Origin of the sequence: Burkholderia sp. AU4i, assembly GCF_000466765.1 — a bacterium.
GTDB lineage: Bacteria > Pseudomonadota > Gammaproteobacteria > Burkholderiales > Burkholderiaceae > Burkholderia > Burkholderia cepacia.
Genome location: NZ_ASSI01000054.1, coordinates 42,023 through 63,500, shown reverse-complemented (window position 1 = coordinate 63,500; position 21,478 = coordinate 42,023). Strand labels below are relative to the sequence as shown.

The following is a 21,478-nucleotide window of genomic DNA, read 5'->3' as shown; positions in this document are numbered from 1 at the left end:
CTAGGGAAACGCTGATTTATTCGGCTCGGCGGTCATCGCAGACGTAGCCGAGGACGTTTAGAAGACAGCTCACGGAACGGACCCACGACGATGAAGAGGCAGATCGGCTTCGCGGAAGCGGAAATTGCAGGCAAGAAGCGAGTGACGAGGCGCCAACGCTTCCTGGAAGAGATGGAGAAGGTCGTTCCGTGGCAGCGCTTGCTGTCGGCCATCGAACCGCACTATCCGAAGGGCACGCGAGGTCGCCCGCCGATTGGCCTTGAGCGGATGCTGCGAATCTACTTCGTGCAACAGTGGTACGGACTGTCGGACGAAGGACTGGAAGACGCGCTGTATGACAGCATCACGCTGCGAGCCTTCGCCGGCATCGATCTGGCGATCGAGAACGTGCCTGATGCAACCACGCTGTTGAAGTTCCGGCGCCTGCTGATCGAACACGAACTGACACGGAAGTTGTTCGACGAGATTGGCATCTCGCTGTGCGAGCGTGGGCTGATGATGAAGGAAGGCACGCTGGTTGACGCGACGATCATTGAAGCGCCGCCGTCGACCAAGAATGCCGGGAAGAGCCGTGACCCGGAAATGCATCAAACGAAGAAGGGCAACGAATGGCACTTTGGCATGAAAGCCCACATTGGCGTCGACGCCGACTCGGGCCTGATTCACAGTGTGGTTGGCACGGCGGCCAACGTGTCGGATGTATCGCAAGCTCATGCCCTGCTGCACGGGCATGAAGAGCAGGTGTTCGCCGACGCGGGCTACATTGGCGTCGACAAGCGCGAGGAAATGGCGGGCAAGGCCGTGAAGTGGCACGTCGCTGCCAGGCGGGGAAAGATCAAGGCGATGCAAGAAGGAGCGCTGAAGGACCTGGTGATCGCGCTCGAGCGAACCAAGGCGCAGATCCGTTCGCGGGTTGAGCATCCGTTTCATATCGTCAAGAATCTGTTTCAGCATCGCAAGACCCGATACAAGGGCTTGGCCAAGAACACCGCGCAACTGTTCAGCCTGTTCGCTCTGGCGAATCTGGTGATTGCGCGAAATCTGTTGCGATCGGTCCATGGGAGCAGTCCGTCATGCGTATGAAAAATGCGAGCAGGGGAGGCTCGCTTACGCGCCAAATTCACTGAATTGAGCGCCGATTCGCTTCGTCATCCAGAAAATTTGAAGCCATCTCGCCTGCAACTTCGGAAGTTGGTCCATTGATCAGCGTTTCCCTAGAATCGATTTCGATTCGATATTTCATTTAATGGCATGCATTACGTTCACGTTTACGCATCGGATGTGCGACTCGCCCCGGCTCAGGCCGCGCGTCGCGAAGGAGCGGCGCGATGACGGGCCTCTCGCGACCCGCGGCCCCCACGCCGCCGCAACACGGCCGCATCGTGCAGCTCGACGGGCTGCGCGCGATCGCGGTGGGCGCCGTGTTCCTGCAGCACGCGCTGAAGGCGCCGCTGTGGATGGGCGTCGACCTGTTCTTCGTGCTGAGCGGCCTGCTGATCACCGGCATCCTGCTCGATCGCAAGGCGCGCGGGCAGTCGTACTTCAGCCACTTCTACGCACGCCGCGTGCGCCGCATCCTGCCACCGTACGTGTTGCTGCTGGTGGTGTCGACGATCCTGTTCGGTGCGGGCTGGCTGCCGCACTGGCCGTGGTTCGCGTTCTTCTCGACCAACATCGGGCTGTCGCTTGGCAGCATCGGCCACGACAGCCTGAACGTGCTGTGGTCGCTCGCGGTCGAGGAGCAGTTCTACATCTTCTGGCCGTTCGTCGTGCTGTGGTGCTCGGAGCGCGCGCTGCTGTGGGTCGCCGCCGCGCTGATCGTCGCGGCCCCCGTGCTGCGCGCGATCGCGACGCCGTGGTTCGACTCGTTCTGGCCGATCTACTACCTGACGCCGTTCCGGATGGACCTGCTCGCCGCCGGCGCGCTGCTCGCGATCGTGCTGCGCCGCGACCGGCGCGCGCTGGAACCGTTCTATCCGCTCGCGATCGTCGGCGCGCTCGTGTCGCTCGCGATCCTCGGCTGGCTGCACCTGTCGTTCCCGCGTTTCCGCGCCGCGAACACGCCGCTGTCGAACGCCGCGCTCTACAGCATCTCGCTGCTGCTGTGCACGTCGATCGTCGTGATCGCGCTGCGCGGACGCGGCCTCGTGCAGCGCGTGCTGACGAACCCGCTGCTCGTCTACGTGGGCACCGTCAGCTACACCGTGTACCTGATCCACCTCAGCGTGCTGTACGCGCTGTGGCCGCTGCACCTGAACCGCTTCGTCACGGCCGCGCTGGCGCTCGCGATCACGCTCGCGTACGCGACCCTGAGCTGGTACGGCTTCGAAAGGCGCCTGACGCGCGGCCCCGCACGCCGTGCGCTGCCGGCCGCCGCCGGCACGACCGCCTGACTTTCACCCTCCATCGTTTCTACCAGGACAACGTCATGAGCCAAACTCGCAAGAAGGCCATCATTACCGGGATCTCGGGGCAAGACGGCGCCTACCTGACCAAGCTGCTGCTCGACAAGGGCTACGAGGTCACGGGCACCTACCGCCGCACCAGCTCGGTGAATTTCTGGCGCATCGCCGAGCTCGGCGTCGACGCGCACCCGAACCTCACGCTCGTCGAACACGACCTGACCGACGCCGGCTCGAGCCTGCGCCTGCTCGAACGCACGCAGCCCGACGAGCTGTACAACCTCGCCGCGCAAAGCTTCGTCGGCGTGTCGTTCGACCAGCCGGCGACGACCGCCGAAGTAACCGGCCTGGGTCCGTTGAACCTGCTCGAGGCGATTCGCGTCGTGAGCCCGAAGACGCGCTTCTACCAGGCGTCGACGTCGGAGATGTTCGGCAAGGTACAGTCGATTCCGCAGACGGAAGCGACCTCGTTCTATCCGCGCAGCCCGTACGGCGTCGCGAAGCTGTACGCGCACTGGATGACGGTGAACTACCGCGAGTCGTATGGCCTGTTCGGCAGCAGCGGCATCCTGTTCAACCACGAATCGCCGCTGCGCGGCCGCGAGTTCGTCACGCGCAAGATCACCGACACCATCGCGAAGATCAAGCTCGGCAAGGCGACCCGCCTCGAGCTCGGCAACCTCGACGCGAAGCGCGACTGGGGTTTTGCACTTGAATATGTCGAAGGCATGTGGCGCATGCTGCAGGCCGACGAACCCGACACCTACGTGCTCGCGACCAACCGCACCGAGACCGTGCGCGATTTCGTGCGGATGGCGTTCGCGGCGGCCGGCTACCAGATCGAATGGACCGGCAAGGGCGAACAGGAACGCGGCCTCGACGCGTCGAACGGCAACGTGCTCGTGGAAGTGAACCCGAAGTTCTATCGCCCTGCCGAGGTCGACCTGCTGATCGGCTGCGCCGACAAGGCCCGATCCAAACTCGGCTGGGAACCGAAGACGACGCTCGAACAACTTTGCCAGATGATGGTCGAAGCCGATTTGACGCGGAATCAACACCATGACACGTTCTGAAGCCGGACGCCCGTCGCGCCGTGCATTCGTCACCGGCCTGACGGGCTTCACGGGCCGCTACATGGCCGAGCGCCTGCAGGCGGCCGGCTATGAGGTCTGGGGCACGGTCGCGCCCGGCGCGGCACGCCCCGACGATCCGACCTTCGCGCACTGCACGCTGCTGCCCATCGACCTGCTCGACGCGCAGGCGCTGCGCGCGGCGGCCGCCGACGCCCGGCCCGATGCGGTCGTGCATCTCGCCGCGCGCGCGCATGTCGCGCAGGACGAGCCGTCGGAAACCTACGCGGTCAACATCGTCGGCACCCGCAACCTGCTGGCCGCGCTTGCGGGCCTCGACCGCCGCCCGTCGGCCGTGCTGCTCGCCAGCAGCGCGAACATCTACGGCAATTCGACGGCCGGCGTGCTCGACGAAACCGTCGCCCCCGCCCCGGCGAACGACTACGCGGTCAGCAAGCTCGCGATGGAATACGCGGCGAAACTGTGGGCCGACCGTCTGCCGATCGTGATCGCGCGGCCGTTCAACTACACGGGTGTCGGCCAGAGCGATGCGTACCTGCTGCCGAAGCTCGTCGCGCACTACGCGCGCAACGCCCCGCGGATCTCGCTCGGCAACCTCGACGTGAGCCGCGATTTCTCCGACGTGCGCGACGTGACGGCCGCGTACCTGAAGCTGGTCGAAGCCGCGCCGGCGGGCGAGACGTTCAACGTGTGCTCGGAGCGCGCGTATTCGCTGAAGGAAGTGCTGGCGATGCTGTCGCGTATCGCCGGATACGTGATCGACGTGACGATCGATCCGCGTTTCGTGCGGCACAACGAGGTGAAGAGCCTGTCCGGGTCGCGCGACAAGCTGCGGCGCGCGGTGGGCGAGCTGCCCGTCACGCCGCTCGACGACACGCTGCGGTGGATGGTGCAGGCGATGCGCAACGACACGCACGCCAGCGACGATCACACCGGGTAAACCGCGCGATTTCATCGGCACGCAAAACGGAAGGGCCGCCCGCTTGCGCGAACGGCCCTTCGTCCATCGTCACGTCAGATCACGTCACGGCATGCGTGACGTGCCCCGCTCAGCCTTCCAGCCCGCGCGCGAGATCCTTGCGCAGGTCGCCCGCATCCTCGAGGCCCACCGACAGGCGGATCAGCCCTTCGCTGATCCCCGCTGCCGCGCGCGCCTCCGGCGTGATGCGGCCGTGCGTGGTGGTCGCCGGATGCGTAATGGTCGTACGCGTGTCGCCGAGGTTGCCGGTGATCGAGATCAGCTTCGTGTTGTCGATCACGCGCCAGGCATTCGCGCGCTGCTGTTCGGGGGTGTCGCCCTTCAGCTCGAACGACAGGATCGACCCGCCCGCCTTCTGCTGACGCTTCGCGAGCTCGTGCTGCGGGTGCGATTCGAGGCCCGGATGAAACACGCGCGCGACGGCCGGATGCGAATCGAGCCAGCGCGCGATCTCCAGCGCGTTCGCCGATTGCTTCTCGACGCGCAGCGACAGCGTCTCCATCCCCTTCAGCAGCACCCACGCGTTGAACGCCGACAGCGTCGGGCCCGCGCTGCGCACGAACGGGAACACCTTGCCCATGATGAATTCCTTCGAGCCGACCAGCGCGCCGCCGAGCACGCGGCCCTGGCCGTCGAGGAATTTCGTCGCCGAGTGCATCACGACATCCGCGCCGAGCTTCAGCGGCTGCTGCAGCACCGGGCTGCAGAAACAGTTGTCGACGACGAACAGCGCGTTCGATGCCTTCGCGATCTTGCCGATCGCCTCGATGTCGGCGAGTTCGGTCAGCGGGTTCGACGGCGTCTCGAGGAAGAACATCTTCGTTTCCGGACGCACGGCTTCCTTCCACGCGTTCAGGTCAGTCGGGTCGACGAAGGTCGTCGTGATCCCGAACTTGTTGAAGATCTGCGAGAACATCCCGAGCGTCGAGCCGAACAGGCTGCGCGAGCTGACGAGGTGGTCGCCGGCCTGCAGCGCGGCCATCACGACCGACATGATCGCGGCCATCCCGGATGCCGTCGCAATGCACGCCTCGCCGCCTTCGAGCGCCGCGAGACGATCCTGGAACATCGTGACGGTCGGGTTCGTGAAGCGCGAATAGGTGAAGTAGTCTTCCGAATTCGCGAAGCGCTCGGCCGCGTCGGCCGCGCTCTGGAAGCAGAAGCTCGACGTGAGGAACAGCGCTTCCGAGTGCTCGTTGAAGTCGCTGCGCAGCGTGCCCGCGCGCACGGCAAGCGTGTCGAAGTTGAGGGAGTCGTCCATGTTCCGTTTTCCGTATCCGATGGCCACGCGCGTCGCGCAGGCCAGATCAAAACCAGGCCCAAAAACAAAAAGCCCGCTATGCGTCGGCATCAGCGGGCTTCGGTGCGGTACGACAGCGATCGACTCGGGCCGGTTGCCACCGGCCTTCGCTTTAGCTGTTTTGGGAAGTCGCCCCGCGTCCGCAAGCTGATATCAAATCGACGCAAGGCCACATCCTATCACGCCTCGATCAAAGCGTGCGCCGGTGTCACTCGACCGACAGCTGCAGGTTCATCTGCGAACGTTCGGTGTCGCCGGCCGTATCGCGATCGGCCTGCGACGCCGGCGTGAGGCGCGCGCGCTCGATCGCATCGAGATACTCGGGCGTCACGTCGCCGGTGATGTAGTTGCCGTCGAAGCACGACGCCTCGAAGCGTTCGAGCTTCGGGTTGATGTCGCGCACCGCGCGGCGCAGGTCGTCGACGTCCTGGTAGATCAGGTGGTCGGCGCCGATGATCTTCGCGACGTCTTCGTCGGTGCGGCCGTGTGCGACGAGCTCGCCGCGCGTCGGCATGTCGATGCCGTACACGTTCGGGAACTTCACGGGCGGCGCGGCCGACGCGAAGATCACCGACTTCGCGCCCGCGTCACGCGCCATCTGCACGATCTCGTGCGAGGTCGTGCCGCGCACGATCGAATCGTCGACGATCAGCACGTTCTTGTCCTTGAACTCGATGCTCATCGCATTGAGCTTCTGGCGCACCGACTTCTTGCGCACGGCCTGCCCCGGCATGATGAAGGTGCGGCCGACGTAGCGGTTCTTGAAGAAGCCTTCGCGGTACTCGACGCCGAGCTTCGCGGCGACCTGCATCGCGGCCGGGCGCGACGAATCGGGAATCGGCATCACGACGTCGATCGGCACGTTCGGCAGTTCGCGCTTGATCTTCTCGGCGAGATAGTCGCCCATGCGCAGGCGCACGTTGTAGACCGGCACGCCGTCGAGGCACGAATCCGGACGCGCGAGGTACACGTATTCGAACATGCACGGGTTCAGCGTCGGGTTCTCCGCGCACTGCTGGCTGTGGAAGTTGCCGGCCTTGTCGATGAAGATCGCTTCGCCCGGCTCCAGGTCGCGCACGAATTCGAAACCGATGCCTTCGACCGCGACCGACTCCGACGCGACCATCCATTCGGTGCCGTGCTCGGTCTCGAGCTTGCCGATGCAGAGCGGGCGGATGCCGAACGGGTCGCGGAACGCGAGCAGGCCGTAGCCGGCGATCAGCGACACGATCGCATACGAACCCTGCAGGCGGCGATGCACGCCCGAGACGGCCTTGAACACCGAGGCCGGATCGAGCTCGAGGCCCGTGGTCGACAGTTGCAGCTCGTGCGCGAACACGTTGAGCAGCACTTCGCTGTCGGAATTGGTGTTGATGTGCCGGCGGTCGATCCGGAACATCTCGTCCTTCAGTTGCTGCCAGTTCGTCAGGTTGCCGTTGTGCGCGAGGATGATCCCGAACGGCGCGTTCACGTAGAACGGCTGCGCCTCGGCTTCGCTCGACGCCGAGCCGGCCGTCGGGTAGCGCACCTGGCCGATGCCGTAGGTGCCGGGCAGGCTGCGCATGTTGCGCGTGCGGAACACGTCGCGCACCATGCCGTTCGCCTTGTACATGTGGAAATTGCTGCCGTCCGCCGTCGCGATGCCCGCCGCGTCCTGACCGCGATGCTGCAGCAGCAGCAGGCTGTCATAGATCAGCTGGTTGACCGGGGATTGGGAGATAACGCCTACGATGCCGCACATGGCATGTCCTTCAGAATGACAAAATCGGTTCCGTCCTGCCCAGCCGCGTCGTCACACGCGTACGTACTGGGCCATGCCGTCGGGCAGGAGCTGCTTCAGCTCGTGCACGCCCTGTTCGGCGAAAGGACGCAATAGCGCATTGCGCCAGAAATCCTGTTTGGGCAGTTCGGTCAACCCGGCCGCCGCGACCAGCAGCACCACCAGCACGCAGCCGCGGACGAGCCCGAACATCATGCCCAGCGAGCGGTCGACGCCGCCCAGGCCACTGGCCTGCGCGATCCGCGACAGCAGCGCGTTCGCGACGCCGGCGACCAGCACCACGCCGATCACGACCAACGCGAAGGCGATCACCCACTGCGTCAGCGCACCGCCCGGCCAGTTCGCCGGTATATACGGTACGACCAATCCGACGTAGCGGCCCGCGATCACGATCGCCGCGATCCAGCCGATCAGCCCGAAAATCTCGGACACGAAGCCGCGCCACGCACCGCGCAGCGCCGACAACACGATCACCGCCAATACAGCGTAGTCGAAAGCCGTCAGCATCGTGCGTTACTGCGTCAGACCGGCTTCGCGCACCTTCGCGATCGCGGCGGAAGCCGCCGCGCGATCCGCGAACGGGCCTGCACGCAACAGTGTAGCCGTGCTGCCATCCGACTGCTTGCGATGCTCGACATATGCGGGCACGCCCGCCGATTTCAACTTGGTGGCCCACGAACGGGCCGTCGCGTCGTCCTTGAACGACCCGAGCTGCACCGCGAAGCGCGCACCGGCCGGCGACGACGGCGACGACGCGTCGCCGGTGTCCGGGCTCGCGGCGTCGGCATTCGCGACGGCCGCGGGTGCGGGCTTCGGCGCAGCCGGCTTCGCCGCGGGCGCAGCCGGTTTCGGCGCAGGCTTCGGCGGCGTCACGCTCGCCGTGGTCGTGGTATCGGGTTTCGCGGCCGGCTTGGCGGCATCCTTCGGCGTGGGCGCCGGTGCGGCCGCAACGGCCGTGTCGGATGCCGGCGGTTCGTCATGCGCGACGCCGGCCTGCACGTCGGACACATCGTCGTCGCGCGGCGCGACCGCCTGGTGCGCGGGCCGGTTCGGGATGTCGATCGCGATGTCGTCGGTGACCGGCTTCGGGTGCGAATCGAGCACCATCGGCAGCACGATCACCGCGGCGACGACGAGCGCGATCGCGCCGACGAGGCGACGGCGTGCGCGTTGCTTTTCTGGAAGGGTCGGATCGAGGAGCAGCGCGTCCGATTCCGGACGTTCGGTGCGGCGCGAGCGGCGCTCGACGCGTTCAGTGGTGCGCTCCGTGCGCACGTTCCGGGAGGTCCCGGTGCGACCGCCGCGCCGCGGGGGCGCGTCGTCGTCTTTCTTGCCGAACGAGAAAATTCCCATGAATGGCTGAGTCCGAAACTGCCCGTCAGTCAGTGTTGCTGCGATTTACGGTAGGCCAGCACGCCGGCAACCGTATGGAAACTGCCGAAAACCACGATTCTATCATTCTCGGATGCTCTTTTTAGTGCATCGCGAAACGCTTCGGCGGGCGACGTGTAACGCGTGACGCTCGAATCGGGCCCCTCCTCGACGCCGGCCTTGCGCAGCGCGGCTTCGAGCTGCTCGGCGGTGGCCGCACGCGGCAGCGGCAGGTCGGTCACGCACCAGTGGTCGATCTCGCCCTTCAGGTGCTGCAGCACGCCGTCGATGTCCTTGTCGTGCATCGCGCCGAACACCGCGTACGTGTACGGGAAGAAACCCATGTTGCCGAGGTTCTGCTCGAGCACGGCCGATGCATGCGGGTTGTGCGCGACGTCGAGCACGATCGCCGGCTTGCCGGGCAGCACCTGGAAGCGCCCCGGCAGTTCGACGTTCGCGAGGCCGAGCCGGATGTCCTGCGCCGACACCGGCAGCACCGGGCGCAGCGCCTCGAGCGCGGCAAGCGCGGCCGATGCATTGATCAGCTGATTCGCGCCGCGCAGCGCCGGATACGCCAGCGCCGGATAGCGCTTCTCGCGGCCGAGGTAGCTCCACTGCTGGCGCTCCGCGCCTGCCTGCGCCTCGTAGCGGAAATCGCGGCCGACGAGCCACAGGTCGGCGCCGATCGCTTCCGCGTGGTCGATCAGCGTTTGCGGCGCGGCCGGATCGCCGCAGATCGCCGGCTTGCCGGCACGGAAGATCCCGGCCTTCTCGAACGCGATCTTCTCGCGCGTGTCGCCGAGGTATTCGGTGTGGTCGATGTCGATGCTCGTGACGATCGCGCAATCGGTATCGATGATGTTGACCGCGTCGAGCCGGCCGCCGAGGCCGACTTCGAGGATCACCGCGTCCAGTCCGCGCGATGCGAACAGGTGCAGGATCGCGAGCGTCGTGAATTCGAAGTACGTGAGCGACACGGGCTCGGGCAACGACGTGCGTGCGGCTTCGACGGCCTCGAAGTGCGGCAGCAGTTCGTCATCGGTGACGTTCTGCCCGTTCACGCGCGCGCGCTCGTTGAATTCGAGCAGGTGCGGCGACGTGTGGCAGCCGACCTTGTAGCCCGCGCGCACGAGGATCGTCTCGAGGAACGCGCAGGTCGAGCCCTTGCCGTTCGTGCCGCCGACGGTAATGACGGGGCACGCGAATTCGAGCTGCAGCGCCGCCTTGACCTGCCCGATGCGGGTCAGGCCCATGTCGATGCCGACCGGGTGCGCGCGTTCGAGATGCGAAAGCCACGCGTCGAGAGTGGGAAAAGTGCTCATCGGTTCAAATCTGGATCGGTACCGCCACTACGCCAAAAAACGAAGCGCGTCGCCTGACGCGGAAGCCAGGCGACGCGCAGAGTTCACAACCTTGCGCCGGTCAAGCCAGCGCGTCGGCCGGCTGTCGCTGCAGCAGCGCGAGCAGTTGCGCGATCTCGTCGCGCATCTTGCGACGGTCGACGATCATGTCGATCGCGCCCGTCTTGATCAGGAATTCGGCGCGCTGGAAGCCTTCCGGCAGCTTCTCGCGGACCGTCTGCTCGATCACGCGCGGGCCGGCGAAGCCGATCAGCGCCTTCGGTTCGGCGATCACGACGTCGCCGAGGAATGCAAAGCTCGCCGACACGCCGCCCATCGTCGGGTCGGTCAGCACCGAAATGAACGGCAGCTTCGCTTCGGCCAGCTTGGTCAGCATCGCGGTGGTTTTCGCCATCTGCATCAGCGACAGCAGGCTTTCCTGCATCCGTGCACCGCCCGACGCGGTGAAGCAGATGAACGGCACCTGCTGTTCGAGCGCGTTCTGCGCGCCGCGTGCGAAGCGCTCGCCGACCACCGAGCCCATCGAGCCGCCCATGAACGAGAACTCGAAGCAGGCCGCGACCACCGGCAGCGTGTGGATCGCACCGCCCATCACGACCATCGCGTCGGTCTCGCCCGTGTCGTCCATCGCTTCCTTCAGACGATCGGGGTACTTGCGGCTGTCCTTGAACTTCAGCGTGTCGACCGGCACGACTTCCTGACCGATTTCATAACGGCCTTCCGGATCGAGCAGCCCGTCGAGGCGCTCACGCGCGCCGATGCGCATGTGGTGATCGCACTTCGGGCACACGTGCAGGTTCGCGTCCACGTCGTTGCGGTACAGCACGGCCTCGCAGGACGGGCACTTGACCCACAGGCCTTCCGGAATGCCCTTGCGGCTTTTCGGGTCGGTCTGCTTGATCTTCGGCGGCAACAGTTTGTCGAGCCAGCTCATCGTATGGTTTCCTGTTCCGTGGCGGGCCGGGCCGACCGGCCCGTTCCCGCTTCCTGTGTTGTGTTTATCGCGCCGTCTTGCCCGCGCCGTCCAGGGCGGCGCGCAGCTCGGCAATGAAAGTCTTCAGCGCGGCGGCGGCACCCTCCGGCGCAGCGCTTTCGAGCAGCTGCACGAGGCGGCTGCCGATCACGACCGCGTCCGACACCTCGGCCACCGCGCGCGCCGTTTCGGCGTCGCGGATACCGAAGCCGACGCCGACCGGAACCGGCACGCGCGACTTGATGGCCGGGATTTTACCCGCAATGCTCGAAACATCCAGATTTCCTGCGCCGGTCACGCCCTTGAGCGACACGTAATACACGTAGCCGCTCGCGATCTTGCCGACGTCGGCGATACGTTCATCGGTCGACGTGGGCGCGAGCAGGAAGATCGGATCGATCTGCGCGGCGCGCATTTTCTCGGCGAACACGCCCGCCTCTTCCGGCGGATAGTCGACCACAAGCACGCCGTCGACACCGGCCGCCTGCGCTTCGGCCGCGAACGCGTCGACGCCCATCCGCTCGATCGGGTTCGCATAACCCATCAGCACGACGGGCGTTTTGGGGTCGGTTTCGCGAAAGCGCTTCACGTCGGCGAGCACGCTCTTCAGCGTGACGCCGCGCGCGAGCGCGCGTTCCGACGAGCGCTGGATCACCGGGCCGTCGGCCATCGGGTCCGAGAACGGCACGCCGAGTTCGATCACGTCCGCGCCGCCTGCGGCGAGCGCGTGCATGAATTCGACGGTTTTCGCGGGATCGGGATCGCCGGCCGTGATGAACGGGATCAGGCCCTTACGGCCTTGTTCGGCGAGCGCGGCGAAGGTTTGCTGAATACGGGACATGGCAATTTTTCCTCAATGCTTCGGCGACGCGGCGGCGCGATTCACGCGCACGCCGGCGCAGCGAGCGCGTTCACACGCTCGTGCGCGATCGCACAATAGCTTTCGTTGATCTCGTAGCCGACGAAGTCGCGCCCCTGCCGTGCGCAGGCCACCGCGGTCGTGCCGCTGCCCATGAACGGATCGAGCACGCGGCCGCCCGGCGGGCAGCTTGCGAGCACCATCCGCTCGATGATTTCCAGCGGCTTCTGGGTCGGATGATCGACGCGCTCCGCGTGCTGCCGGTGCAGGCGCGAAACCGACCAGACGTCCTTCGGGTTGTAGCCCATCTCCAGCCACTTGCTGCCTTCGAACAGCTTGCGCGAGCGGGCCTTCTTCGTGTCGGCGTCGTACGGGATGCGGACCGGATCGAGATCGAAGTAATACGCCCTGGAAACCGCGAAAAAGCCGATGTTGTCGTGCACCGACGTGAAACGGCGCGTCGTGCCGCCCATGCTCGGCACGCGCCGGTCCCAGATGATCTCGTTGACCATCGTGAGCTGCGTCTTCAGGAAACTGAAGATTTCCGGCGCGTACTGCCACGTGCAGAAGATGTACATCGACCCGCTCGGCTTCAGCTTCGGAATCGCGAGCTCGAGCCACTCGCGCGTCCACGCGAGAAAGTCGTCGCCCGAACGCTTGTCCGAGTCGTTGCCGTAGTCCTTGCCGAGCCCGTACGGCGGATCGGCGACGATCAGGTCGATCGACGCGTCCGGCAGGTGCGCGGCATCGGTCAGGAAATCGCGGTTGTGCAATTCGATCCCGGACGGCAGCGCGCGCGGCACGGCGGCGGCGGGTTGAACCGCCGCCCCCGCCTCGCTCGCGGCACCGCCGCCCGGTTCTTCGATCAGGTCACGCATCGGTCGGGGTCAGAGCTCGATGCCCGATCGCTCGGCGACCGTGTGCATGTCCTTGTCGCCGCGGCCCGACAGGTTGACGAGCAGGATCTTGTCCTTCGGCAACGTCGGCGCGAGCTTCACGCCGTACGCGATCGCGTGGCTCGACTCGAGCGCGGGAATGATCCCCTCGATCCGGCAGCAGTCGTGGAACGCCTTCAGCGCCTCCTCGTCGGTAATGCCGACGTACTGTGCGCGGCCGCTGTCCTTCAGCCATGCGTGCTCGGGGCCGACGCCCGGATAGTCGAGGCCCGCCGACACCGAATGCGTCTCGATGATCTGGCCGTTGTCGTCCTGCAGCAGGTAGGTACGGTTGCCGTGCAGCACGCCCGGGCTGCCGGCGATCAGCGACGCCGCGTGATGGCCCGTGTTGAGGCCGTCGCCGGCCGCTTCGACGCCGATCAGCTGCACCGACGTGTCGTCGATGTACGGATAGAAGATGCCCATCGCGTTCGAGCCGCCGCCGACGCAGGCGATCACCGCGTCCGGCTGCCGGCCCGCGAGCTCGGGCATCTGCACCTTGCACTCGTCGCCGATCACGCGCTGGAAGTCGCGCACCATCATCGGGTACGGGTGCGGGCCCGCGACCGTGCCGATGATGTAGAACGTGCTTTCGATGTTCGTGACCCAGTCGCGCATCGCTTCGTTCAGCGCGTCCTTCAGCGTGCGCGAACCCGATTCGACCGGCACGACCGTCGCGCCGAGCAGCTTCATCCGGTAGACGTTCGCGGCCTGGCGGCGCACGTCTTCCGAGCCCATGTAGACGACGCACTCCATCCCGAAGCGGGCGCAGATCGTCGCGGTCGCGACGCCGTGCTGGCCGGCGCCCGTCTCGGCGATCACGCGCTTCTTGCCCATGCGCTTCGCGAGCAGCGCCTGGCCGATCACGTTGTTGATCTTGTGCGCGCCCGTGTGGTTCAGGTCTTCACGCTTCAGGTAGATCTGCGCGCCGCCGAGCGTCTCACTCCAGCGCTGCGCGTGATAGATCGGCGACGGGCGGCCGACGAAATGCTTCAGCTCGCGCTCGAATTCGGCGACGAAATCGGGATCGTTCTGGAATTTTTCATACGCCGCGCGCAGTTCGTCCAGCGCGTGAATCAGCGTCTCGGCGACGAACACGCCGCCATACGGGCCGAAGTGGCCGCGGTCATCAGGAAGGTTGTACATGGTGTCTCTCTCGATCGGTCGGGGCGCCCCGCTTTCGGGGCCGCGCCGGCTTGCATCACCCGGCGTCCGCTTCGCGCACCGCGCGTACGAACGCCGCCATCCGGGCGTGATCCTTCACGCCCTTCGCGCCCTCCACTTCGATGCCACTCGAGACATCGACAGCAAACGGGCGCAACTGGCGAATCGCATCACCGACGTTTTGCGCGCTCAAGCCACCACTCAAAACGGCCCGATGCGCGAGCTCTGCGGGAATAAGAGACCAATCGAAGACCTTGCCGCTACCGCCGTAATCCGGCACCAGGGTGTCGAACAGGAGGCCGCGCGCTTTCGAATAATGAAGTGCCGATTCTACCAAATCGGCACGCTGCGTCGAGGGGCCGACGCGCACCGCGCGCAACCACGGCAGGCGGGCCGCGCGGCCGAGCGCGTCGCACTGTTCCGGCGTCTCGTCGCCGTGGAACTGCAGCAGCGTGAGCGGCACGTCGCGCACGACGGCTTCGATCTCGGCTTCGGTCGCGTTCACGAACAGCCCGACCACCGACACGAACGGCGGCGCGAGGCGCGCCAGCTCGGCCGCCTGCGCGATCGTCACCGCGCGCGGGCTCTTGGGGTAGAACACGAGACCGATCGCGTCGGCGCCGAGCGCCGCCGCGTGCAGCACGTCCTCGGGACGCGACAGCCCGCACAGCTTGATGCGCGTGCGCGGCGGCAGGCCGGCCGCGGCGGGAGTCGAAGGAGACACGGCGTGATCCGTCATGGTTGAGGGTCCAGGTCGGCCCAGACGCTGCTCCACGGCACGCTGCCGAGCTGCGCGGGCGGGACGGCGAATTCCGCCGGGTAGCCGACGTGGGCGAGGTACAGCCCGTCGGCCATGAACGTGGGCGCCGCGAGAGTGCGATCGCGCCCGGCCAGCACGTCGGCAAGCCAGCCGGCCGGATAACGACCGCGGCCGACCGCGACGAGGCAGCCCATCAGGTTGCGCACCATGTGGTGCAGGAACGCGTTGGCGCGGAACCGGAAATGAATGAAATGGCCCACGCGCCGCACGTCGATCTGGTACAGGTGTTTGACCGGCGTCTTCGACTGGCATTCCGACGACCGGAACGACGAGAAGTCGTGCTCGCCGATCAGGTGCGCGGCGGCGGCGCGCATCGCGTCGTCGTCGAGCGGCGTGTGGATCCAGCCCGCGCGCCCCGCCAGCATCGGCGAGCGCACGGGATGCACGTACAGCGCGTAGTAATAGGTGCGCTCGAACGCCGAGAAACGCGCGTGGAACGTCTCCGGCATCGGCTTCGCCCATTGCACCGCCACGGTCGGCGGCAGGAACGCGTTGGTCCCGCGCACCCACGAGAACACCTCGCGATCCAGGTCGGTATCGAAATGCACGACCTGCCCGAGCCCGTGCACGCCCGTGTCGGTCCGCCCGGCCACCGTCGTATGCAGCGGCACGCGCGCGAACTCGGCCAGCGCGTGCTCGAGCCGGTCCTGCACCGTCTTGCCGTGCGGCTGCGCCTGCCAGCCGCAGAACGCCGCGCCGTCGTACTGAATGCCGAGCGCGATCCGCATCACGCCTCGTCCGCCAGTTTCGCGAGCAGCGCACGCGCATCGTCGCGCGTCGCGGTGTCGTTTGCGTCGACCACTTCCTGCAGCAGCGTCCGTGCGCCGGACAGGTCGCCCAGCTCGACATATTCGGTCGCGAGGTCGAGCTTGTTGCGCGCGATGCGGGCAAGTTCGTCCGGCGTCAGCGCCGGCAACGCGGCGCCCGGCGTGGACGGCAGGTCCAGATCGAAGTCGAGCTTCAGCGCGCCGAACTGCGCGCCGCCGAGCGGCGGCAGCGACGACGTCGCGAACGGGCTGCCCGCCTGGCCGGCAGGCGTCGCCGCGTCCGGATCCCAATCGAACTCGTCGTCCTGGTCGGCCGGATGTTCAGGGGCCGGATCGATCGCGCCAATCGGGAGGCGCTGGCCGGCTTGACCGTTAGTTGCAACTTGATCGATGTCGGACTGCGTTGCCTGCGCGGCAGACTCGTCCGTCGCCAGCGACGGCTCGTCCTGCGTGCGCGGCGGCAGCGGCATGTCGAGGCTGTTGAGCGCGCTGATCGCGTTCTGCATCAGCGCCGCGTGCTGCGTTTCGGTGGCCGCGGGTGCGATCGGCGTCTCGGCAGGCTGTTCCGCGGGCTTTTCGGCAGCGATCTTCTCTACCGGCTCGGCATCGTGCGGAGCCGGAGCCGCCTCGCTCACGGTCGGCACAACGGCGTGCGCAGCCGGCAATTCGGACTGCTCGTCATGCGGCGGCACCACTTCCGGCGCCGGCGACACATCCGTGTCAGGCGCCTCGACCGTCTCCGCCGCTGCGGCAGTGGCCGCGGCAAGGCTCAAGTCGGAAGCCGCGTCGCGTGCGACCGGCATCTCGGGCCGGATCGGCAGTTCCGGCTCGACGGACGGCGCGGCGTCGGTTTCTGCCGCAGCAGCCGCGGCCCCGCCCGCGACGACCGCAGCAGCCGTCGCGCTCGTACCCGCATCACCCGCTTCTTCCGCGCGCCGGCCCTTCCGGCGCTTGCGCCACGCAAAACCCGCGGCGAGGACGATCACGGCCGCACCGGCCACCGCGGCCGGACGCCAGTCCATCTGCCCGGTACTGCGCGCAGGTGCCGCCACCGGCGCTGCCGGTTGCGCGGGCGCCGTTACCGATGCCGGCTGGACTGCGCTGGCAGCAACGCCGGACGCGGCTTCACCTGCCGTCGGCGCGGCAGCGGACGCGCCCGTATCGTTCGCGGCCGGACGCGGCGCAACAGGTGCCGGCGCCAGCGCCGGCGTGACCTCGTTCGTCGTGGCCGGCTTGCCGATACCGTGCTTCTGCAGTTCCATCAGCACGCGGTTCTTCAGCGCCAGCAGTTGCTGCAGGCTCGACGGCCGCGGCTGCGACGCGCCCGTGGCGGGCGCCGCGCCGGCCGGTTCGTTCATGCCCGAAACCTGGCTGCCCGCAACAGGCGGAAGCGCGGCGCCACTCGCGGACGACGGCACCGACTGGATCGCGCCGCTCCACACATGCGGACCGCTTGCACCGGCAACGGGCGCCGCCGGCTGCGTGCTTTCGACGGCCGATGCGCCGTGTGCCGTCGAAGCGCCGAGCGATGCCGCCGCACCGGCGGCCGTCGCGACGCTCGCACCGCTCACCGGAGCCGCATGCACGGCCGGCGCCACCGGCGCGGATGGCACGGTCGCCGCCGGGGTCGACCCCGGATGCGGCGCCGACGCACCATGCTGCGCGACCGCCGTGCCGCCGGATGCCGAGACGGGCGCGGACGCTGCCGTCGTACCCGATGCACCGGATGCACCGGATGCAGCGGCCGGCACGAGTGCCGCGCCTGTCGCATCGAGCGCCGGCACGGTCAGCGTCGCGCCGACTTTCAGGCGGCTCGCGTCGTGCTTCATGAACGCCTGCGGATTGGCGTCGAACAGCGCGCGGCCGGCGCGCGCGAGCACACCGGGATCGCGCGACTGCGTGGCCGCTTTCGCGATGTCGTTCAGCGACTGGCCGGGCTGGACCGTCACGGTAAGCGGCACTGCACCGCCGGCAGCGGACGCCGGCAGTTCGCCGGTGCCTGCCGCCCAGGCCGATGCGGTTGCGCCGAGCGCCAGGATCGCCAGCGCGCCACGCACGGCGCGCGACAGACGGGACTGACGCGGAAACAAGGAAATTCGGGACATCGTTGGCTCTATCGCCGCGCGCGGGCGCGGCTCGGATTCGCGGTTGAAAGCGTCAATAAAGTTGCCGCAGAAATGCAAAAGCGTCGCGTTGAACGCGACGCTTTCGGCGGGTCTGTGCGTCGTAACCGCGTAGTTTACTTCACGTGATCGGGTTCGGGCCGAATTCGTCGCCGATGGGTGCAACCGGCCGCGTTCGCGCGTCCGCGCACCCGCCGGCCGGGCCGCTCCGATGCCCGGGTTCACACGGTGCGACCAGCGTTCCCGATCGGTCGGAAGCACACCTCCCTCGACTGAAAAACGCCCGGCCGCATCCCGTCCCGAACGAATGGCGCGCCCCTTGCCGCTCACCCGGCGGCCTGCCCACTCCGGGGCTCGATGCCGCGCCACGACTGCGAAATCGGACACGTTTGCTCAATAAATCGCGCCACCTGCCGTTAATGAATTAGCAATATCCAATAAAAACAAATCCCGCCGCTCCCCAATCCATTCAAATAAATTTCAATTGATCGATAAGAGGCCAATTCCCCTCTCTTATCGTCGGATTGGACATTTCCACCACCAACCCCCCGCCGCACAAGGCTTCCAGGCCTTACCCCCGTTTCATTGCTCATACGAAATCGATCATTTCGACAGCAATTCAATTACATTACACAAAATTACACAGATCGAATAATTGCCGTCGTTACGATCGACTTCAAACAAGAATCGGCGCAGTTCGACCATCGCGCACGCACCTGCCGGAAAGGCGGGCACGCGCGTGGCCGGGCTGACGTCGTCAGGTGCCAGGGAGGCATCGCGCAGTCGCACGACTGCATCTACTCACCAGCTCGTTACGGGGATCGAACATGGGCTATCAGCAGGGTTTGAGCGGGTTGGCCGGCGCGGCGAACCATCTCGACGTGATCGGCAACAACATTGCGAACGCAAACACGGTCGGCTTCAAGCAGGGGCGCGCGAACTTCGCCGACATGTACGCGAATTCGGTTGCGACGTCGACCAACACGCAGATCGGCATCGGCACGCGGCTCGCGTCGGTGCAGCAGCAATTCGGCCAGGGGACGATCAACACGACGAAGTCGTCGCTCGACATCGCGATCAACGGCAACGGCTTCTTCCAGATGTCGAACAACGGCGTGACGACGTACTCGCGTGACGGCGTATTCCACCGCGACAAGAGCGGCGCCATCGTCGATTCGCAAAACCGCAACCTGATGGGCTATGCGGCAGGCCCGGGCGGCGCGATCAATACCGCGGCGACCGTGCCGCTGCAGGCGCCGACCAACAACATCGCCCCGCAGGCGACGACGAAGATCACCGGCCAGTTCAACCTGAATTCGCAGGACAAGGTGCCGGCCAAGACGCCGTTCAACCCGGGCGACAACACCACGTACAACTACAATTCGTCGATCCAGGTGTACGACACGCTCGGCGGCTCGCAGCAGGTGTCGATGTACTTCTCGAAGAACGCGGCCGGCACCTGGCAGGCCTACGCGGGCGTGCAGGGCCAGACGCCGACGAATCTCGGCACCGTCACGTTCGACACATCGGGCCGGATCACCTCGACCACGTCGGCCGCCACCGGCCAGCCGACGCCGAGCCTCGGTCAGTTCGCGTTTTCGATCCCCAACGCGTCGGGCGGCGCCAATCCGCAGAACCTGACGCTCGACCTGGGCGGCACGACGCAGTTCGGCGGAAAGAGCGGCGTGACCAACCTCGCACAAGACGGCTTCGCGAGCGGCACGCTGACGACGTTCTCGATCGGCACCGACGGCAAGCTGACCGGCAACTACTCGAACGGCCAGAGCGCGGTGCTCGGCCTGATCGCGCTCGCGAACTTCAACAACCCGAACGGGCTCGAGAACATCGGCGGCAATCAGTATGTGGAAACCGCCGCGTCGGGCGTGCCGCAGATCTCCGCGCCGGGCAGCACGAACCACGGCACGTTGCAGGGAAGTGCGCTGGAAAACTCGAACGTCGACCTGACGACCGAGCTCGTGAACCTGATCAAGGCGCAGCGCGATTACCAGGCAAATGCGCAGACGATCAAGACCCAGCAGACCGTCGACCAGACGCTGCTGAACATGCGCTGACGCGCACATGAAAAACGCGCCGCGCCGGCCCTGATATCGTCAAGGCCGGCGCGGCGCGCCATCTTGTGCAACGCGGCCCGCGCATCGCGGGCCGGACACACGAGCTTACTTGTCGAGCAGGATGCGCAGCATGCGGCGCAGCGGCTCGGCCGCACCCCACAGCAGCTGGTCGCCGACCGTGAACGCCGACAGGTATTCGCCGCCCATCGCGAGCTTGCGCAGGCGGCCGACCGGCACCGTCAGCGTGCCCGTGACGTTCGCCGGCGACAGGTCGCGCATCGACGCTTCACGCTCGTTCGGCACGACCTTCACCCAGTCGTTCGCCGACGCGAGGATGCCGTTGATCTCGTCGAGCGGCACGTCCTTGTTCAGCTTGATCGTCAGTGCCTGCGAGTGGCAGCGCATTGCGCCGATCCGCACGCACAGGCCGTCGACCGGGATCGAACCCGGCTCGCCCATTGCCGGCTTGCCGAGGATCTTGTTGGTTTCCGCGCCGCCCTTCCACTCTTCCTTCGACATCCCGTTGCCGAGATCCTTGTCGATCCACGGGATCAGCGAGCCGGCGAGCGGCACGCCGAAGTTGCTGGTCGGCATCGCGTCGCTGTTCATCGCGGCCAGCACGCGGCGGTCGATGTCGAGGATCGCGGATGCCGGATCGGCGAGTTGCTCCTTTACCGCGCCGTTCAGCGTGCCCATCTGCGACAGCAGTTCGCGCATGTTCTGCGCGCCCGCGCCCGATGCGGCCTGGTAGGTCATCGCCGTCATCCAGTCGACGAGGTTCTCGCGGAACAGGCCGCCAAGCGCCATCAGCATCAGGCTGACCGTGCAGTTGCCGCCGATGAAGTTCTTCGTGCCCTTGACGAGCGCGTCCTTGATCACGTCGAGGTTGACCGGATCGAGGATGATGACCGCGTCGTCCTTCATCCGCAGCGACGATGCCGCATCGATCCAGTAGCCGTTCCAGCCCGCCGCGCGCAGCTTCGGGAACACGTCGTTCGTGTAGTCGCCGCCCTGGCACGTGATGATCACGTCGCACTTCTTCAGCTCGTCGACGTTGGTCGCGTCCTTGAGCGTAGTCTCGTTTTTCGCGAACGACGGCGCTTTGCCGCCCGTGTTGCTGGTGCTGAAAAACACCGGTTCGATCAGGTCGAAATCGCCCTCTTCCTGCATGCGCTGCATCAGGACGCTGCCGACCATGCCGCGCCAACCTACGAGACCTACGTTCATGACTAACCCTTTGATGGAGCTTCCCCGCCATTTCCGTCCCCGGTGTGACCGCGCGGGGAAATAGGCGGGCACGACGGACGATCAGCGTTTAATGATCGTTTTCGTGGTAATGGTTTTCGTGATGACGATGGCGCGCGCACCCGCACGGGCAATGTTGCCGTGGAGTTTCAAGACCGGGGAGATCAGGGAAATTTGCGCCATCGTTCGAGTCTACACAAAGCCGGTTGCCCGCACAACGGCCAACCGCGCGCGAA

General features: G+C 66.4%; 20 protein-coding genes. 5 read left to right on the top strand and 15 right to left on the bottom strand.

All coding sequences use genetic code 11. From position 1 onward, the window contains the following. Positions 1-90: 90 nt before the first annotated feature. The 4 genes from L810_RS12600 (at position 91) to L810_RS12585 (ending at position 4,433) form a co-directional block, all read left to right on the top strand. Positions 91-1,083 (top strand): IS5-like element ISBmu2 family transposase, encoded by a 993-nt coding sequence (locus L810_RS12600; protein WP_006412423.1) that lies wholly within the window; start codon positions 91-93, stop codon positions 1,081-1,083. Between the two features lie 245 nt (positions 1,084-1,328). Beyond that, positions 1,329-2,393, top strand: coding sequence for an acyltransferase family protein (locus L810_RS12595; RefSeq protein ID WP_021158736.1), 1,065 nt, complete (start codon positions 1,329-1,331; stop codon positions 2,391-2,393). Between the two features lie 35 nt (positions 2,394-2,428). After that, positions 2,429-3,475 (top strand): GDP-mannose 4,6-dehydratase, encoded by a 1,047-nt coding sequence (gene gmd / locus L810_RS12590; RefSeq protein WP_021158735.1) that lies wholly within the window; start codon positions 2,429-2,431, stop codon positions 3,473-3,475. Next, complete coding sequence (locus L810_RS12585; protein WP_021158734.1) at positions 3,462-4,433, top strand: NAD-dependent epimerase/dehydratase family protein; 972 nt, start codon at positions 3,462-3,464, stop codon at positions 4,431-4,433. The genes gmd and L810_RS12585 overlap by 14 nt, the downstream gene beginning before the upstream one ends. Before the next feature lie 109 nt (positions 4,434-4,542). Here L810_RS12585 and L810_RS12580 read toward each other — a convergent pair whose 3' ends face one another. From L810_RS12580 to L810_RS47055, 13 genes are all read right to left on the bottom strand, one after another. Continuing rightward, a complete protein-coding gene (locus L810_RS12580; RefSeq protein WP_042974251.1) occupies positions 4,543-5,733 on the bottom strand; it encodes an O-succinylhomoserine sulfhydrylase in 1,191 nt (396 codons plus the stop codon). Positions 5,734-5,980: 247 nt separating this feature from the next. Beyond that, positions 5,981-7,513: an amidophosphoribosyltransferase gene (gene purF / locus L810_RS12575; RefSeq protein WP_021158732.1), complete on the bottom strand. Its 1,533-nt coding sequence runs from the start codon at positions 7,511-7,513 to the stop codon at positions 5,981-5,983. 51 nt (positions 7,514-7,564) lie between these two features. Next, complete coding sequence (locus L810_RS12570; RefSeq protein WP_006491262.1) at positions 7,565-8,059, bottom strand: CvpA family protein; 495 nt, start codon at positions 8,057-8,059, stop codon at positions 7,565-7,567. A gap of 6 nt (positions 8,060-8,065) precedes the next feature. Then, positions 8,066-8,905 (bottom strand): SPOR domain-containing protein, encoded by an 840-nt coding sequence (locus L810_RS12565; protein ID WP_021158731.1) that lies wholly within the window; start codon positions 8,903-8,905, stop codon positions 8,066-8,068. A 29-nt stretch (positions 8,906-8,934) separates the two neighbouring features. Then, complete coding sequence (gene folC / locus L810_RS12560; protein WP_021158730.1) at positions 8,935-10,245, bottom strand: bifunctional tetrahydrofolate synthase/dihydrofolate synthase; 1,311 nt, start codon at positions 10,243-10,245, stop codon at positions 8,935-8,937. 100 nt (positions 10,246-10,345) lie between these two features. Further along, positions 10,346-11,218 (bottom strand): acetyl-CoA carboxylase, carboxyltransferase subunit beta, encoded by an 873-nt coding sequence (gene accD, locus L810_RS12555; protein ID WP_021158729.1) that lies wholly within the window; start codon positions 11,216-11,218, stop codon positions 10,346-10,348. Between the two features lie 64 nt (positions 11,219-11,282). Beyond that, the gene (gene trpA, locus L810_RS12550) at positions 11,283-12,098 is read right to left on the bottom strand and encodes a tryptophan synthase subunit alpha (RefSeq protein ID WP_042974247.1); all 816 of its coding nucleotides are present in this window, start codon (positions 12,096-12,098) and stop codon (positions 11,283-11,285) included. A gap of 41 nt (positions 12,099-12,139) precedes the next feature. Further along, positions 12,140-12,994, bottom strand: coding sequence for a DNA-methyltransferase (locus L810_RS12545; RefSeq protein ID WP_021158728.1), 855 nt, complete (start codon positions 12,992-12,994; stop codon positions 12,140-12,142). Between the two features lie 9 nt (positions 12,995-13,003). Then, the gene (gene trpB / locus L810_RS12540) at positions 13,004-14,197 is read right to left on the bottom strand and encodes a tryptophan synthase subunit beta (RefSeq protein WP_021158727.1); all 1,194 of its coding nucleotides are present in this window, start codon (positions 14,195-14,197) and stop codon (positions 13,004-13,006) included. Positions 14,198-14,252: 55 nt separating this feature from the next. Next, positions 14,253-14,954 carry a phosphoribosylanthranilate isomerase gene (locus L810_RS12535; RefSeq protein ID WP_042974244.1) on the bottom strand — a complete coding sequence of 234 codons (702 nt, stop codon included), beginning with the start codon at positions 14,952-14,954 and terminating at the stop codon, positions 14,253-14,255. Further along, a complete protein-coding gene (truA, locus tag L810_RS12530) occupies positions 14,951-15,763 on the bottom strand; it encodes a tRNA pseudouridine(38-40) synthase TruA (protein WP_021158725.1) in 813 nt (270 codons plus the stop codon). Before truA ends, L810_RS12535 begins: the two co-directional genes overlap by 4 nt. After that, complete coding sequence (locus L810_RS12525; protein ID WP_042974242.1) at positions 15,763-17,907, bottom strand: FimV/HubP family polar landmark protein; 2,145 nt, start codon at positions 17,905-17,907, stop codon at positions 15,763-15,765. Before L810_RS12525 ends, truA begins: the two co-directional genes overlap by 1 nt. A gap of 621 nt (positions 17,908-18,528) precedes the next feature. Next, positions 18,529-18,714 carry a hypothetical protein gene (locus L810_RS47055; RefSeq protein ID WP_021158723.1) on the bottom strand — a complete coding sequence of 62 codons (186 nt, stop codon included), beginning with the start codon at positions 18,712-18,714 and terminating at the stop codon, positions 18,529-18,531. Positions 18,715-18,752: 38 nt separating this feature from the next. Between L810_RS47055 and flgE the strand changes: the two genes are divergently transcribed. Then, positions 18,753-19,997 carry a flagellar hook protein FlgE gene (gene flgE, locus L810_RS12520; protein ID WP_021158722.1) on the top strand — a complete coding sequence of 415 codons (1,245 nt, stop codon included), beginning with the start codon at positions 18,753-18,755 and terminating at the stop codon, positions 19,995-19,997. Between the two features lie 105 nt (positions 19,998-20,102). Here the strand turns inward: flgE and asd are convergent, their stop codons facing one another. Both asd and L810_RS12510 read right to left on the bottom strand, forming a co-directional pair. Next, complete coding sequence (asd, locus tag L810_RS12515; RefSeq protein ID WP_027791140.1) at positions 20,103-21,224, bottom strand: aspartate-semialdehyde dehydrogenase; 1,122 nt, start codon at positions 21,222-21,224, stop codon at positions 20,103-20,105. An 81-nt stretch (positions 21,225-21,305) separates the two neighbouring features. Beyond that, the gene (locus L810_RS12510) at positions 21,306-21,425 is read right to left on the bottom strand and encodes a hypothetical protein (RefSeq protein WP_021158720.1); all 120 of its coding nucleotides are present in this window, start codon (positions 21,423-21,425) and stop codon (positions 21,306-21,308) included. Positions 21,426-21,478: the final 53 nt, after the last annotated feature.